We start from the raw sequence: 14,800 nt of genomic DNA, 5'->3' as shown, positions 1-14,800 counted from the left end.
GCCCGCGGGCATCGAGCTGCAGCCGTTTTCAGTGTGCTTTCTTCACCGACTCCAACAGAATCCGACAGAGACATCGTGACGCAATCCGTTGATTCCACTTCCCGTTTCCCCGTCGCGTCGTACCATGACGTACGCACGCGCCTGCTGGCCCGCGACGAAATCGCGCTGATCGACGTGCGCGAGGAAGATCCCTACGCGCAGGGCCACCCGCTGTGGGCCGCCAATTTTCCGCTGTCGAAGCTCGAACTCGACGCATGGACGCGCATTCCGCGCCGCGACACGCCGATCGTCGTGTTCGGCGAAGCCGGCGGCGAGGATCTCGCGCCGCGCGCGGCCGAGAAACTCGCGCAGCTCGGCTATACCGACGTGCGGCTGCTCGACGGCGGCCTCGCGGGCTGGCTCGCCGCGGGCGGCGAACTGTTCATCGACGTGAACGTGCCGAGCAAGTCGTTCGGCGAATGGGTCGAGGCCGAGCGCCATACGCCGTCGCTGTCCGCGCAGGAGGTGCAGGCGCTGATCGATGAAAAGGCCGACGTCGTGATCGTCGACGCGCGCCGCTTCGACGAATACCAGACGATGAACATCCCGACGTCGACGAGCGTGCCGGGCGCGGAACTCGTGCTGCGCGTGCGCGCGCTCGCGCCGAATCCGGCAACGCAGGTGGTGGTGAACTGCGCGGGCCGCACGCGCAGCATCATCGGCACGCAGTCGCTCGTCAACGCGGGGTTGCCGAACCCGGTCGCGGCACTGCGCAACGGCACGATCGGCTGGACGCTCGCCGGCCAGACGCTCGAGCACGGCGCCGCGCGACGCTTTCCGGACGAGATCGCACCCGCGCAGCGTGAGGAAGCACGCCGCGCCGCGCGCGCGGTGGCCGAGCGCGCGGGCGTGCCGCGCATCGCGCTCGCGGAGCTCGCCGCGCTCGACGAACCGGGCCGCACGCTGTACCGCTTCGACGTGCGCACGCCGGAGGAATACGAGGCCGGCCATCTGCCGGGCTTCCTGGGCACGCCGGGCGGCCAGCTCGTGCAGGAGACCGACCATCACGCGGCCGTGCGCGGCGCGCGGATCGTGCTCGCCGACGACGACGGCGTGCGCGCGGACATGACCGCGTCGTGGCTCGCGCAGATGGGCTGGGACGTGCGGGTGCTCGAGCCGGCCGGCACGGCGGCGTTCACCGAGCGCGGCCAGCCGCCGCGCGACGTGCCCGCGACGCCGCAGGTGAGCGAGGTGTCGCCCGCGACGCTCGCGGGCTGGCTGAAGGAGGCGGCCGCGGGCGAGCTCGCGATCGTCGACGTGACGGCCAGCGCGAACTACGTGAAGCGCCATATCCCCGGCGCGTGGTTCGTCGTGCGCGCGCAGTTGCGCGACGCGCTCGCCGCGATTCCGCCGGCGCGGCGCTATGTGTTCACGTGCGGATCGAGCCTGCTCGCGCGGTTCGCGGCCGACGACGCGCGCGCGTGGCTGCCGGCTTCCGCGGCGATCTCGGTGCTGACCGGCGGCACGGCCGCGTGGATCGACGCGGGGTTGCCGCTCGAGCACGGCGAGACACGCCTCGCGTCGCCGCGCGTCGACCGCTACCGGCGCCCGTACGAAGGCACCGACAACGCGGCCGCCGCGATGCAGGCGTATCTGGACTGGGAATACGGGCTGGTCGACCAGCTGAAGCGGGACGGCACGCACCACTTCCGCGTGATCTGACCACCGCGCGGCAACCGGCGTGCGGCATGCGATGCGCCGCGCCCGGTTGCCGCATGTTCAGCGGCTCATCGTATGCGGCACGTTCAGCGCGCTCAACGCTTGAACGTATCGACGGCCGTGCGGCCGACGGCCGGATCGTCGGTGAAGAAGCCGTCGATGCCCGCGCGCAGGTAGGCCTGGATCTCGCGCACCGAGCCCGCGGGGTTGCGCGTGGCCGGCGTGCCGCCATCCTTCAGCGACGCGGGCAGGAAGTTGTTCTCCGGACGGAACGTATACGGATGCACGACGAGGCCGGCTGCGTGCGCGTCACGCACGTACGACGTCGGCTGCTGCAGCGTGCCGTCCGCGGCCACCGCGATGATCGACGTCTTGTACGGGCCGACGCCGTTCGCATAGGACGCGATCTCGCGCATCCCGTCGCGCGTCGACAGGTCGCCGTAGGTGCGCTTGTCGCTCGCCTTCACGAAGTCGTACGGACGCTGGCCGGCTTCGTCCATCAACTGCACGAGCTTCCAGTTCGGCTGGCTCGACTTGATCCGGTTGCGGATCGCCTTCAGGTTCGCGACCTCGAACGACTGGATGTAGACGGTCGCCGTGCGCGCCGTGTACGGATCCTTCAGCAGCGCGTCGACGAGACGATCCTCGAGCGGCAGGCCGATCGACTGGAAGTAGGTCGGGTGCTTGGTTTCCGGATACAGGTGGATCGTGCGGCCGGTCTGCGCGGACATCTGTTTCGCGAGCGCGACGATCTCGTCGAAGGTCGGAATCTCGAACTGGTCGTTGTACGCGGTGTTCGCCGGGCGCACCTGCGGAATGCGCTCGCGGGCACGCAGCGTCTTGAGCTCGGCGAGCGTGAAGTCCTCGGTGAACCAGCCGGTCAGCTGCGTGCCGTCGATCGTCCTGGTCGCCTTGCGGCTCGCGAACTGTGGCAGCGTCGACACGTTCGTCGTGCCGGAGATCTCGTTCTCGTGGCGCGCGACGAGCACGCCGTCGCGGGTCGCGACGAGGTCGGGCTCGATCACGTCCGCGCCGTCCTCGATCGCCTTGCGGTACGACGCGAGCGTGTGCTCGGGGCGCAGCGCGCTCGCGCCGCGATGGCCGACGACCTGGACCTTCGCGGAGATCGGGCGAGCGGGATCGGACGCCGAGACGTCGTCGCCGCCGCAGGCGGCAAGCAGGACGGCAGCGGCACAGGCGAACGGGATGCAGCGCAGGGCGGTCGGGCGCGGGAAGAGCATGTCGATGAACCTTCGGAACGGAAGTCGGGTGAAAGGGCAAGCGGTCCGGCGATGCGGGGCCGCGTGAGCGAACGGGACGCGATCGTCGCACCGGATCATTACATATGTATTACTTGCGCCTTTCTGTTTTGTTGTCGTGTCAGGCGCGAGAATTGCGGGAACATGTCGCGGTCGAGACGGTGCGATCCGCCCGTCGCCGCCAGCCGGCGCCGCGATCGTCGCGCCGACGCGGTTCGGCGGTCGCGCGCCCACTTCGTCGGACGGATCGCGAGCGTGGTCGCCGGATGCACTAAACTTGCGGGACTTTTGCATCGCCGCGCCGGGCCGACACCCGCCCGCGCACGGCGATGCGGCGACTCGCGGGCCGGCGCGGGCGCCCGGCGCCCGCGTGCGTCCGGGGCCCGCGCCGGCCGATTTTTACCGACCCATGACGACGCATACCGATCCCGCCTACCTGCTCGGCGACCTGCTGAAGAACGTTTCCCGCTCCTTCTACCTGACGCTGCGCGTGCTGCCCGACGGCATGCGCGACCCGGTCGGCCTGGCCTACCTGCTCGCGCGCGCGGCCGACACGATCGCCGACACGGCGCTGGTCGCGCCCGATCGCCGCGCGGCGCTGCTGACCGACCTGCGGAACGAAGTCGAGCGGCTCGGCGACGGCGCGGCGCTGTCGCGCTCGCTCGAGGACGTGACGCGGATGCAGACGGATTCGCACGAACACGTGCTGCTCGGCTCGATGGAGCCGATGCTCGCGCTGCTGCGCGCGCAGCCGGATGCGGACCGCGCGTCGATCCGCAAGGTCGTCGCGACGCTGACGTCGGGGATGGAATTCGACCTGCGCACGTTCCCCGACGAACAGTCGGGCCGCGTCGCGTCGCTGCCGAACCGTGCCGAGCTCGATCGCTACACGTACCTGGTCGCCGGCTGCGTCGGCGAATTCTGGACCGACATGACCGGCGCGCACACGCGCGCCGCGCGCGGCTGGGACGTGCCGGACATGCGCGAGAAGGGCATCCGTTTCGGCAAGGCGCTGCAGATGACCAACATCCTGCGCGACTGCGCGAAGGATCTGCGGATCGGCCGCTGCTATCTGCCGGAGGACGTGCTGGCCGCATACGGCGTCGGCGTCACCGACCTGATGACACCCGATGCGTCGGCGCGCGCGCGCGGCGTGCTGGTCGACCTGCTGCGCGTGACGCTCGACCAGTATCGCGACGCGTGCCGCTACACGCTCGCGATTCCGCGCCGCTTCGTGCGGCTGCGGCTCGCGTGCCTGTGGCCGATCATGATCGGCCTCGAAACGCTCGAACTGCTGGCCGGCCACGATGCGTGGCTCGATCCGGCGACGCCGGCGAAGGTGCCGCGCAAGCGGATCTACCGGATCATGGCGTCGTCGCTCGCGCTCGTCGGTTCGAACGCCGCGATCCGTGCGCGGATCACCGCGCTCGTCGACGCGGTGAACGCGCGGATCGCGCAGCCGTCCGCGCGCTGAATCGCTGAATCGCGCTGAACGATGCCGGCGCGTGACGCGACCAGCGTCGGCATCGCCCCTCGGCCCGCGTTCGCCGGGCCGCTCACGTCTCCCGTCCGATTGTCCGCACGCGGACTGAAACGTTTTCACGATTTCGCTTCCCGAAACGTGGGTGTCATGAATGTCAGCGATCCTGCGCGGCGGCGTGAATCGCGGCGTCAGCCGCGGTCGCGCATTCGTAGGAAGGTTGTTGCCGAGGGCGTCTGACGACATCCGGCGGTCGCGATGCACCAGTAAAAATGTAAAGCTAGGGTTTTCACCGGGAAATGCCGGCAAGGCCCGCCGCGTAAGCGTTTTCAGGTGTTATGTAACCGTTTGGTGAACCCCCGCGTTGCGTCGATCATACGATGACCGACCGCACATGTTGGGAAACGATTGGTAATCCGTCAGAATCGCACCGGCATGTACTCGCACATGTGTCAGTCATAAAACCACACCAGAAAAGAAATCATTCTTTGAGGACGGAGAATCAATGAAAAAGCGCGTCGCTTTCGCCATGACGGCAGCGGGTCTCGCAGCCGCTACCGCAGCCCACGCCCAGAGCAGCGTGACCCTGTACGGTATCGTCGATAACGCTATCGCCTGGCAGAACAACTCGTCGGCCACCAGCGCGGTTTCGGGCGGTCACTCGAAGGTACAGATGGCCACCGGCATTTGGGCAGGCAGCCGCTTCGGCCTGAAGGGTAGCGAAGACCTCGGCGGCGGCACGAAGGCGATTTTCCAGTTGGAAGCCGGCTTCAACGCGAACAACGGCTCGTCGCAATGGACGAACGGCATCTTCACGCGTCAGGCGTGGGTTGGTCTGACCAACGCGACGTACGGTACGCTGACGGCCGGCCGCCAGTACACCGCGTACTACACGCTGCTGTCGCCGTATAGCCCGACGACCTGGCTGACCGGTTACTACGGCGCGCACCCGGGCGATATCGACTCGCTCGACACCAGCTACCGCGCGAACAACTCGCTCGTCTACATGTCGCCGAAGTTCTACGGCTTCACGGTCGGCGGTTCGTACTCGCTCGGCGGCGTGGCAGGCAGCTTCAACCGCGGCTCGACCTGGAGCGCGGCGGTCCAGTACCTGAACGGCCCGGCAGGCATCGCGGTTGGCTATCAGCGCATCAACAACGCGACGCTCGGCGGCGGCGTGTGGGGCGCGAACTCGACCGCGCAAAACGGTCTGGATTCGAGCGGCAACGGTGCGGAGCAGGCCGTGTCGTCGATCAACGGCGGCTACAAGACGGCACAGTCGCAGCAACGTGTCGCCGTGACGGCCGGTTACCAGTTCACGCCGGCGTGGGACATCTCGGTGTCGTACTCGAACGTCCAGTACATCCCGGGCAACCTGTCGGCATTCCACAATACGGCGATCTTCAACACGGCGGGCGCAGTGCTGCACTGGAAGGCAGCGCCGCAGTGGGACTTCGCGGCAGGCTACTCGTACACGCGTGCGACCCAGTCGAACGGCATCTCGAGCTCGGCCAAGTACCATCAGGTCACGCTGTCGCAGTACTACAGCCTGTCGAAGCGCACGGGCCTGTACGCGGTTGAAGCGTATCAGCACGCTACCGGCAACACGATCAGCGGCCTGACCGGCGGCATCGTCAATGCAACGACGTCGATCGGCGACGGCGTGGGCGCAGGCTCGAAGCAGAACCAGATCGCGGCCGGCGTCGGCCTGATCCACCGCTTCTGATGCCGCGCGGCGCGCGAGCGCCGCTCACGGCTTGCGGTACGAAAACCGGCCTTCGGGCCGGTTTTTCCATTTGCGGCACGTGTTGTGCGTATTGCGGGTTCGGTCATGGATGGTCGTCGAATGGAAGCGCGCGGCGACGGCTGTCGAGCCCGACAAGTGTGCCGCTCATGCGGTGCATGACGTGCAGGCCGGCAATGCCCGGTCGGCGCCGACGCCGTCGTGTCGCTCACCGCGCCGCATCATCCATCCAGTTCCCCGCCAGCGCCTGGAACAGCGCCGCCGTGTCGGCCAGCCGGTCGGCCTGCGCGCGCGTGCGGTCGAGCGCGGTCTGCAATGCCTGCCGCTGGGCGTCGAGCAGCGCGAACGCGCTGATCCCGCCCGCCGCGTAACGGTCGCCGGCGATCGCGTTGCCTGCCGCCGCTTCCCGTGCGGCCGTGTCGCGCGCTTGCAGCGCCGTCGCATCGTGTTCGACCGCGCGCATCGCGTCGGCGACCTGCTGGAGCGCCAGCAGCACGGTTTCCCGATAGCTCGCGAACGCGGCGTCGTACGCGGCTTCGGCCGCCCGCTTCCTCGCGCGCAGCTCGCCGCCATGAAAGAGCGGCTGCGTCAGGCCGAGGCCGACATTCCACACATTCAGCCCGCTGACGATATCCGCGATGCGCGTGCGTTCCGAACCGATCCCCGCCGAAATCGAAAAACGCGGATACAGGTTCGCGGTCGCCACGCCGACGTTCGCGCTCGCCTGATGCAACACGGCCTCCGCCGCGCGGATATCGGGGCGTTCGCGCGCGAGCGTCGACGGCAGCGCGACCGGCAGCGTGCGCGGCAGCGTGAGCGCGTCGAGCGCGAGGTCGGGCAGCTCGGCACCGGACGGTGGCGCGCCCAGCAGGATCGCGAGCCGGTGACCGGCCTGCGCGTAGCGGGCTGCGAGCGGTGGCAGCGAGGCCTGCGTCTGCGCGAGCAGCGTGCGCTGCGCATGCACGTCGGCCTGCGATACGCCGCCCGCCGCGAAGCGCGCGTCGACGATCCGCAACTGCCGGGCTTGCGCGTCGACGAGCTGCCGCGTGAGCGCGATCTGCTGCGCGAGCGACGCGCGCAGGATTGCAGTCGCGACGACGTTGCCCGCGAGCGTCAGGCGTGCGGCGTCGAGCAGGTACGCCTGATAGTCGACCTGGGCGCGCAACGCCTCGAGCGCGCGCCGGTTGCCGCCGAACACGTCGAGCGCGTACGACACGCTCACCGACGCGTCGTACAGCGTGAACGGCCCGGGATTCGGCACGTTGGCGGGCAGGCCGAAGGCGGCGATGTCGACCTTCTCGCGGGTGGCGGACAGGTTCGCATCGACGCGCGGCAGCATCGTCGCGCCGGCTTCGGCCGCGTGGTTCTGTCGCGCTTCGTCGAGCCGCGCGCGGGCTTCGGCGAGCGTCGGGCTGTTGCGCCACGCGGTATCGACGAGCCGGTTCAGCGGTGCCGAGCCGAACGCGGTCCACCACTGCTGCGGCGTGTGCGCGGCCGATGCGAACGTCTGCGCGTCGCCGGCCGGGCCGCCGGCGGCGGCCGTCGTGACCGGCGAGTCATCGCGCGTGTATTGCCGTGTGGCCGGCGCGTCGGGCGTGCGGAAATCCGGCCCGACCGTGCAACCGGCGACGAGCAGCGCAACGGCTGCCCATGCGCTGCGGCGGGCGGCGGGGCGGGCGCGACGCGAAGCCGGTTTCATCGTGCGGCTCCTAGTCGAGCGTGCGCCGGTAGAAGCGCAGCGCGACGCCCATCACGACGAGCGTGAACAGCGCGACGGGCCACACGGACGGCCACAGGTCGGCCCAGCCGTTGCCTTTCAGCAGGATGCCGCGCACCAGGCGGTTGAAGTAGGTGAGCGGCAGCAGGTTGCCGATGAACTGCGCCCACTTCGGCATCCCGGCGAACGGAAACATGAAGCCCGACAGCAGGATGTTCGGCAGGAAGTAGAACACCGCGAGCTGCATCGCCTGCAACTGGTTCTGCGCGAGCGACGACAGCGTGATGCCGACCGTCAGGTTCGCGGCGATGAAGAGCAGCGCGGACAGGTAGATCGCGACTAGGCCGCCGACGAACGGCACGTGGAACACGAAGCGCGCGGCCACGAGGATGATCGACACCTGGATCAGCCCGATGAACACGTACGGGACGATCTTGCCCGTCATCACCTCCAGCGGCCGCACGGGCGTCGCCAGCAGGTTCTCCATCGTGCCGCGCTCGCGTTCGCGCGTGATCGCGAGGCCTGTCATCATCACCATCGTCATCGTCAGGATCACGCCCATCAGGCCCGGCACGACGTTGTACTGCGTGATGCCTTCCGGGTTGTACAGGCGGTGCAGCACGATGTCGAACGCGGCCGGGCGGCCGTTCAGGTGCGCGAGCGGGCCCGTCAGGTCCTTGTCGGCGACGGGTTGCACGAGGCCCGGCAGCGCGCCGAGCGCCGATGCGGTCGCGACGGGGTCGGTCGCGTCGGCCTCGACGAGCAGCGACGGGCGCTCGCCGCGCAGCAGCCGCTTCGAGAAGTCGGCCGGCACGCTCAGCACGAACTGCACGTCGCCGCGTGCGAGCGCATGCCGGCCGGCCGCTTCGTCGGGCAGCGTCGCGACGATGTCGAAATACGCGGAATTGCGCATCGCGGCGATGAAGCTGCGCGCGAAGGGGCTCGAGTCGGCGACGATCACCGCGGTCGGCAGGTGCTTCGGATCGGTGTTGATCGCGAAGCCGAACAGCGCGAGCTGGATGATCGGCACGCCGACGATCATTGCGAACGTCACGCGGTCGCGGCGCAGCTGCAGGAATTCCTTCAACACGATGCTCCACCAGCGCGCGACCGAGAACGCGTCGCGCAGGCCCGTCCACGTGCTCATGTCGCCGCTCCGGCGGGCGGCCCGGATGCGCGGCCCATCATGTAGATGAAGACGTCTTCGAGCCCGGTGTCGATCGGCGCGACCTGCAGCGGCGCGTGACCGTTCTCCTGCGCGCCGGGCTGCGCCGCGACCTGCGCGAGCGTCGCGTCGAGCAGCGCTCGATCGCGGCCGCTCACGTGCAGCGTCGAGCCGAACACGACCGTCTGGTCGACGCCCGGCATCGTGCGCAGGCGCGCGGACAGTTCCGCCAGGTGCCCGCCGGTGACCGTGCGCGTCGACAGGTGCTGCGACGCGACGATTTCCGCGGCCGTGCCCTGCGCGAGCAGTTCGCCGGACGCGATGTACGCGAGCTTGTGACAGCGCTCGGCCTCGTCCATGTAGTGCGTGCTGACGAGTACCGAGATGCCTTGCGCGGCCAGCCGGTGCAGCTCTTCCCAGAAGTCGCGGCGCGCGGCCGGATCGACGCCGGCGGTCGGTTCGTCGAGCAGCAGCAGTTCCGGCTCGTGCAGCATGCATGCGGCGAGCGCGAGACGCTGCTTCCAGCCGCCCGACAACGCGCCCGTGAGCTGGTCCGCGCGGCTCGCGAGACCGAGCCCGTCGAGCGCGCGCGCGACGGCTGCCTGACGATCGGGCATCCCGTACACGCGTGCGACGAAATCGAGGTTCTCGCGGATCGACAGGTCTTCCCAGTACGAGAAGCGCTGCGTCATGTAGCCGACGCGGCGCTTGATCTGCGCGCTGTCGCGCACGATGTCGTAGCCGAGGCAGGTGCCGCTGCCCGAGTCGGGCGTGAGCAGGCCGCACATCATGCGGATCGACGTCGTCTTGCCGCTGCCGTTCGGCCCGAGAAAGCCGAAGATCTCCCCGCGCGCGACGCGCAGCGAGACGTCCTTCACGACGTGCTTGTCGCCGAAGCGCTTGTTCAGGCGGTCGACGTCGATCGCATACGGGGCGGGCGGCGCGTTCATCGCATCCTCACGGCGACGGGCTGGCCCGGGTGCAGCTTCGGCGCGTCGGCGACGGCGGGGCGCGCCTCGACCATGAACACGAGTTTGGTCCGGCTCTCGTTGCTGTAGATCACGGGCGGCGTGTACTCGGCCGCGCGCGACACGTAGGTGACGCGCGCGGGGACGTCGGCCGGGCAGCCGTCGCAGCGGATCGCGACCGTGCGCCCCGGCGCGATCGACGCGACGGCGGCCTCCGGCACGAAGAACCGCACTTTCAGGTTCTGCGGCGGCAGCATCTGCACGACCGGATTGCCGGCCTGCACCCATTCGCCGACGCGGTACAGCGTGTCGTACACGCGCCCGGCGGCGGGCGCGGCGACGCGCTTCTGGTCGAGTTTCCATTGCGCTTCGGTGACGGCCGCCTGCGCGGCATCGACCTGTGCGGCCTGGGCCGCCACCTGCTGCGCGCGGCCCGGCAGGCGCGCAACGTCGACCTGGTTCTGCAGCTCGCGCACCTGCGCGGCGGTGGTCTGTGCGGACGTGCGCGAATCGTCGAGCTGCTGCCTCGACAGGCCGCCGGCCGCGTACTGGCGTTCGTCGCGCGCGAATTGCGCGGCGGCCCGCGCGGCCTGTGCCGTGGCCTGCGCGAGCTGGGCCCGCGTGACCGCGACTTCCGGCGGGCGCTTGCCGGTCTGCAGGTCGGCAAGCTGCGCGCGCGCGGCCTCGAGCTGGTGTTGCGCCTGCCGCAGCGCGGCCGTTTCGTTGACGGCTTCGAGCGAGAACACCGGCGCGCCGGCCGCGACGGCCTCGCCGCGTTCGACCGACAGCTGCGTCAGCGTGCCCGCCTGCGACGACGACAGGTACACGAATTCGCCTTCGACATAGCCCTGGAAGGTCGTGACGTCGTCCGCCGGCCGTCCGCAAGCGGCGAGCAACGCGACGGCGGCGGCCAGCGCGAGCGGCAGCGGGCGGGGCGCGTTCACGACGGCCTCCGTCGCGAATGCGCGTCGGGATCCGGCGCGGCGGCGGGCGGCTGCATGCCGGACCCGAGCAGCGCGCGGACGTGGCGCTGCAGCACGTCGCGATCGATCGGCGGCAGGCCGCGCGCGCTCTGCCACAGCTTCGCGGTGGCGAGCGGCAGCATCACCAGCGCGATGATCGAATGGAACAGGAACGCGGGTTCGAGCGCGGGGTTCAGCGTGCCGGCCTGCTGCGCGGCGCGGATGCGCTCGGCAAACCGCCCGACATGCTCGAGCGGAATGCGCCGGATCATCCGTTCGCGCAGCAGCCCGCCCTCGTGGACGATCTCGCGCAGCCAGATCGACGGCAGCCAGGGCATGCGATGCGTGACGTCGAAGAAGCGGTCGACGAGCTCGGCGACGAGCGCGAACGGATCGTTTTCGGTGTGCGGCGCGGTCGGCCGCCACACGAACGCGATGACCTGCGCGAGCCGCTCCTCGACGATCGCGTCGAGCAACTGCTCGCGATTCGTGAAGTAGTAATGGACCATCGCCGACGTGACGCCGGCGGCCGCGGCGATCTGCGCGACCGTCGTCGCGGCGATGCCGCGCTCGGCGAACAGCTGGATCGCGACGTCGAGCATGTGGTCGCGCAAGTCGAAGTCGTCCACCGACGGGCGGCGCCCGCGCGGCCTGGCGACGGTGGATTTCGCGTTCATGAAATCGACGCTAATTGATGAGTTAGTTAATTTCAAGCAAGGGTTTTCGCCCGCGTTGATCGCGATCAGGCGAGTAGCGAATGGCGGGGCGGACGGGCGGGGCGGCGGCGTGGCGAAGGGGCGGGCGCCGGCGGTGGAGTGTAGGGAGCGGCTAATGCGGAAGACGCGGGAACTCGCGGGGAACTGGCGGGTGATCGACGGGGGAAATGGCGGGTGAAACGTTGATCGAAACGTGGGTGAAACGGCCGGCGAAACGGCGGCGAAACGGCGGCGAAACGGCGGCGAAACGGCGGCGAAACGGCGGCGAAACGGCGGGCGAAACAGCGGCGAAACAGCGGCGAAACAGCTGGCGAAACGGCCGCGCCCGACGCCGGCGAGGAAGTCGCGCGGCACGGGGCGGGACGCCGGCCGTGCAGCACGGCGGCGCGCCCGACGCGGCACGGCCTCCTAAATCACTGATCGATCGGCGACTTCAGCGGCACATGCTCGCCCGTCAGCCCGAACACGACGAGTTGCGCGGGTTCGGTCGCGCTCGCATTGCGCGACACCCGGTGGCGCGAACCGGGCGGCTCGTACCAGCCTTCGCCGGCGCGATAGCGGCGCACCGGGCCGTCGTTCACCTGCGACAGCACTTCACCTTTCGACACGACCGCGAACACCGAGCCGAGGTGCTTGTGTGCGTCGGACGCCTGGCCGGGCGCATATTCGACGGTCGCGACGACGGCGAGCTTGCCGGGCGCTTCGGGCACGGCCTGTTGCATGATCGCGTGCACGCTGTCGCCGGTATCGTGCGCGTGGGCGGCGGCCGGCAGCGCGGCGCTGAGCGCGAGCGACGTGCACATCATGGCGCGGCGGAGCGTGGAGCTGGAGCTGGAGCGCATCATCACCGTCTCCCCTTACTCGGGCATCTTGCGGAACGCGATCGCGAAGCGGTTCCACGTGTTGATCGTCGCGATCAGCATCGACAGCTCGAACAACTCCGTGTCGCTGAAATGGGGCTTCACGGCTTCCCACACGGCATCGGGCACGTGGTTGTCGGCGACGAGCGTCAGCGCTTCGGTCCATTCGAGCGCCGCACGTTCGCGCTCGGTGAAGAACGGCGTTTCGCGCCAGACCACGACCGTCGCCAGGCGGCGATCGGTTTCGCCGCCGTTGCGCGCATCGGTGGTGTGCATGTCGACGCAGAACGCACAGCCGTTGATCTGCGACGCGCGCAGCCGGACGAGTTCGGCGAGCGGCTTCTCGATCGAGCTTTTCGCGAGGAATTCCTCGGCGTTGCGCATCACCTTGATGGCGTTCGGGCTGGCGGTATAGAAGTTCAGACGCGGTTGCATGGCAGGTCCTGTTCGGTTGGATGCGCCCGGTGGCGCGACAGGACCCACTTTAAGCGTGCCACTGGCCTGCTTGAATGGCCAATTCCTGGAAAATTCAGGTAACCAGTGGCGGGCCGCCGACACGGCCTGAATCCAGCAGCGCGGCCAGCTTCGCGAGCGCGGTGTCGATGCGCAGCGCGTCGATCCCGCCATAGCCGAACAGCAGCCCCGCGCGGGCCGCCGAGCCGACGTGGAACGCGGTGATCCCGTACAGGCCGATGTCGTGCTCACGCGCCGCGCGGACCAGCGCGGCTTCGTCGAGCCCCGGTTTCAGGTGCGCGGCGAGGTGGATGCCGGCGGTCGGCACGATCGTGTCGAACCACGGCGCGAGGCCGCCGCGCAGATGCGCGAGCAGCATCTTGCGGCGCGCGTCGTAGTGTTTCTGCACGCGCCGCAGGTGCCGCGCGAAATCGCCTTCGAGCATGAAGCGCGCGAGCGCCGCCTGCGTCAGCGTGCAGGTGTGCCAGTCGACGATCTGCTTCGCCTTGGCGAGCGCGTCGCGCAGCGCGCGCGGCGGAATCGCGTAGCCGATCCGCAGTTCGGGAAAGATCGTCTTCGAGAAGGTGCCGACGTACGCGACCAGACCCGCGCGGTCGAGGCTCTTCAGCGATTCCACCGGCCGGCCTTCGAAGCGGAACTCGCCGTCGTAGTCGTCCTCGATGATCACCGCGCGGCGGCGCTGCGCCCATTCGAGCAGAGCGACGCGCCGCTCCAGCGTCATCGGCATCCCGAGCGGGAACTGGTGCGACGGTGTCACGTAGACGAGGCGCGCGTCGTCGGGCAGCCGCCCGGTGACGAGGCCGTGCGCATCGACCGGCACGCCGATCACCGTCGCGCCGAGCGACGCGAACGCCGCGCGCGCCGGCGGATAACCGGGATTCTCGACCGCGACGACGTCGCCGGGCCGCACGACCACGCGTGCGATCAGGTCGAGCGCCTGTTGCGCGCCTTGCGTGACGAGCACGTCGTCCCAGCCGCACGCGACCGCGCGGCTGAACGCGACGTAGCGCGCGATCGCGCCGCGCAGCTGCGGATCGCCGGCCGGCGCATGGTACTGGCCGGGGCCGCGCGCCTGCTGGCGCAACGCGTGATGCAGGCAGCGGCGCCATGCGTCGAACGGAAACAGTGCCTTGTCGGTCACGCCGCCGCGGAAGTCGAACGCGGGCGTGTCCTGCGGCGTGGGCATCGCGAGCGCGTCGGGCAGTTCGTCCCACAGCGCGCGTGCGTCGACGGCATGGACGGGCGGCGCGTCCTCGACGAGCGACGGCGTTGCGGCCGCCGCCGCGTGCGGGACCCGCGCGAGGCCGCCGGCGACGAACGTGCCGTCGCCCGCGCGCGTGTTCAGGTAACCCTCGGCGATGAGACGTTCGAACGCGTCGAGCGTCGTCTTGCGCGACACGCCGAGCTGCTTCGCGAGATCGCGCGTCGACGGCAGCCGGGCGCCGCCTTCGAGCCGTCCGTCGACGATCGCGGTGCGCAACTGCCGGAAGATTTGCCCGGTCAGGTCGTGACGGCCTTCGATGCGGATCGCGATGTCCATCGCAGTGGTTACCTCGAATGAGGAAATATGACGTCGATCAGCATACCGGAAGTTCATGGCCGGATCGGCGTTCGCGCATGCGCGGGCGGCGTCGTTCGGCCGGGGGGCGCGCGTGGCGTCGAGGGGGCACGGAACGGCGGCACGTGGCACGCAACGCCCGCCGGATGCGGCAAATGGCACGGCGCGCTGCGGCGCCCCGGCCGACTGGGCATCCGCC

12 protein-coding genes are annotated in these 14,800 nt (G+C 69.7%); 3 read left to right on the top strand and 9 right to left on the bottom strand.

The features are described from left to right. Nucleotides 1-75 precede the first annotated feature (75 nt). A complete protein-coding gene (locus U5A56_RS05410; RefSeq protein WP_321921230.1) occupies nt 76-1,701 on the top strand; it encodes a rhodanese-related sulfurtransferase in 1,626 nt (541 codons plus the stop codon). A 92-nt stretch (nt 1,702-1,793) separates the two neighbouring features. On the opposite strand, the gene U5A56_RS05405 is transcribed toward U5A56_RS05410, so the two are convergent. Continuing rightward, the gene (locus U5A56_RS05405; protein ID WP_321921228.1) at nt 1,794-2,939 is read right to left on the bottom strand and encodes a glycerophosphodiester phosphodiesterase; all 1,146 of its coding nucleotides are present in this window, start codon (nt 2,937-2,939) and stop codon (nt 1,794-1,796) included. 427 nt (nt 2,940-3,366) lie between these two features. Between U5A56_RS05405 and U5A56_RS05400 the strand changes: the two genes are divergently transcribed. Both U5A56_RS05400 and U5A56_RS05395 read left to right on the top strand, forming a co-directional pair. Next, a complete protein-coding gene (locus U5A56_RS05400) occupies nt 3,367-4,431 on the top strand; it encodes a phytoene/squalene synthase family protein (RefSeq protein WP_321921226.1) in 1,065 nt (354 codons plus the stop codon). 511 nt (nt 4,432-4,942) lie between these two features. Next, nucleotides 4,943-6,163, top strand: coding sequence for a porin (locus U5A56_RS05395; RefSeq protein ID WP_044842995.1), 1,221 nt, complete (start codon nt 4,943-4,945; stop codon nt 6,161-6,163). A 226-nt stretch (nt 6,164-6,389) separates the two neighbouring features. Here the strand turns inward: U5A56_RS05395 and U5A56_RS05390 are convergent, their stop codons facing one another. The 8 genes from U5A56_RS05390 to U5A56_RS05355 all read right to left on the bottom strand — a co-directional run bounded on the left by U5A56_RS05390 (nt 6,390) and on the right by U5A56_RS05355 (nt 14,583). After that, nucleotides 6,390-7,880, bottom strand: coding sequence for an efflux transporter outer membrane subunit (locus U5A56_RS05390; RefSeq protein WP_321921224.1), 1,491 nt, complete (start codon nt 7,878-7,880; stop codon nt 6,390-6,392). A 10-nt stretch (nt 7,881-7,890) separates the two neighbouring features. Further along, nucleotides 7,891-9,045: an ABC transporter permease gene (locus U5A56_RS05385; protein WP_321921222.1), complete on the bottom strand. Its 1,155-nt coding sequence runs from the start codon at nt 9,043-9,045 to the stop codon at nt 7,891-7,893. Beyond that, nucleotides 9,042-10,013 (bottom strand): ABC transporter ATP-binding protein, encoded by a 972-nt coding sequence (locus U5A56_RS05380; protein WP_321921220.1) that lies wholly within the window; start codon nt 10,011-10,013, stop codon nt 9,042-9,044. The genes U5A56_RS05385 and U5A56_RS05380 overlap by 4 nt, the downstream gene beginning before the upstream one ends. Beyond that, the gene (locus tag U5A56_RS05375) at nt 10,010-10,975 is read right to left on the bottom strand and encodes an HlyD family secretion protein (RefSeq protein ID WP_321921218.1); all 966 of its coding nucleotides are present in this window, start codon (nt 10,973-10,975) and stop codon (nt 10,010-10,012) included. The genes U5A56_RS05380 and U5A56_RS05375 overlap by 4 nt, the downstream gene beginning before the upstream one ends. Continuing rightward, entirely contained in the window at nt 10,972-11,670 is a 699-nt protein-coding gene (locus U5A56_RS05370; protein WP_321921410.1) for a TetR/AcrR family transcriptional regulator, read from the bottom strand. The genes U5A56_RS05375 and U5A56_RS05370 overlap by 4 nt, the downstream gene beginning before the upstream one ends. Before the next feature lie 452 nt (nt 11,671-12,122). After that, nucleotides 12,123-12,554 carry a cupin domain-containing protein gene (locus tag U5A56_RS05365; RefSeq protein WP_321921216.1) on the bottom strand — a complete coding sequence of 144 codons (432 nt, stop codon included), beginning with the start codon at nt 12,552-12,554 and terminating at the stop codon, nt 12,123-12,125. A gap of 12 nt (nt 12,555-12,566) precedes the next feature. Next, on the bottom strand, nt 12,567-13,004 hold the full coding sequence (locus U5A56_RS05360) for a carboxymuconolactone decarboxylase family protein (protein ID WP_044843002.1): 438 nt from the start codon (nt 13,002-13,004) through the stop codon (nt 12,567-12,569). A gap of 94 nt (nt 13,005-13,098) precedes the next feature. Further along, nucleotides 13,099-14,583, bottom strand: coding sequence for a PLP-dependent aminotransferase family protein (locus U5A56_RS05355; protein ID WP_321921214.1), 1,485 nt, complete (start codon nt 14,581-14,583; stop codon nt 13,099-13,101). Nucleotides 14,584-14,800: the final 217 nt, after the last annotated feature.

Source organism: Burkholderia sp. BCC1998 (assembly GCF_905339875.1).
In the GTDB taxonomy this organism is placed as follows: domain Bacteria; phylum Pseudomonadota; class Gammaproteobacteria; order Burkholderiales; family Burkholderiaceae; genus Burkholderia.
The sequence above is the reverse complement of the archived record's forward strand: the minus strand, read 5'-3'. Positions and strand labels throughout refer to the sequence as shown.

Coding starts and splice junctions, on each gene's coding strand:
- U5A56_RS05405 (WP_321921228.1), bottom strand. CDS start 2,939: ATGCTCTTCCCGCGCCCGACCGCCCTGCGCTGCATCCCGTTCGCCTGT.
- U5A56_RS05400 (WP_321921226.1), top strand. CDS start 3,367: ATGACGACGCATACCGATCCCGCCTACCTGCTCGGCGACCTGCTGAAG.
- U5A56_RS05395 (WP_044842995.1), top strand. CDS start 4,943: ATGAAAAAGCGCGTCGCTTTCGCCATGACGGCAGCGGGTCTCGCAGCC.
- U5A56_RS05390 (WP_321921224.1), bottom strand. CDS start 7,880: ATGAAACCGGCTTCGCGTCGCGCCCGCCCCGCCGCCCGCCGCAGCGCA.
- U5A56_RS05385 (WP_321921222.1), bottom strand. CDS start 9,045: ATGAGCACGTGGACGGGCCTGCGCGACGCGTTCTCGGTCGCGCGCTGG.
- U5A56_RS05380 (WP_321921220.1), bottom strand. CDS start 10,013: ATGAACGCGCCGCCCGCCCCGTATGCGATCGACGTCGACCGCCTGAAC.
- U5A56_RS05370 (WP_321921410.1), bottom strand. CDS start 11,670: ATGAACGCGAAATCCACCGTCGCCAGGCCGCGCGGGCGCCGCCCGTCG.
- U5A56_RS05365 (WP_321921216.1), bottom strand. CDS start 12,554: ATGATGCGCTCCAGCTCCAGCTCCACGCTCCGCCGCGCCATGATGTGC.
- U5A56_RS05360 (WP_044843002.1), bottom strand. CDS start 13,004: ATGCAACCGCGTCTGAACTTCTATACCGCCAGCCCGAACGCCATCAAG.
- U5A56_RS05355 (WP_321921214.1), bottom strand. CDS start 14,583: ATGGACATCGCGATCCGCATCGAAGGCCGTCACGACCTGACCGGGCAA.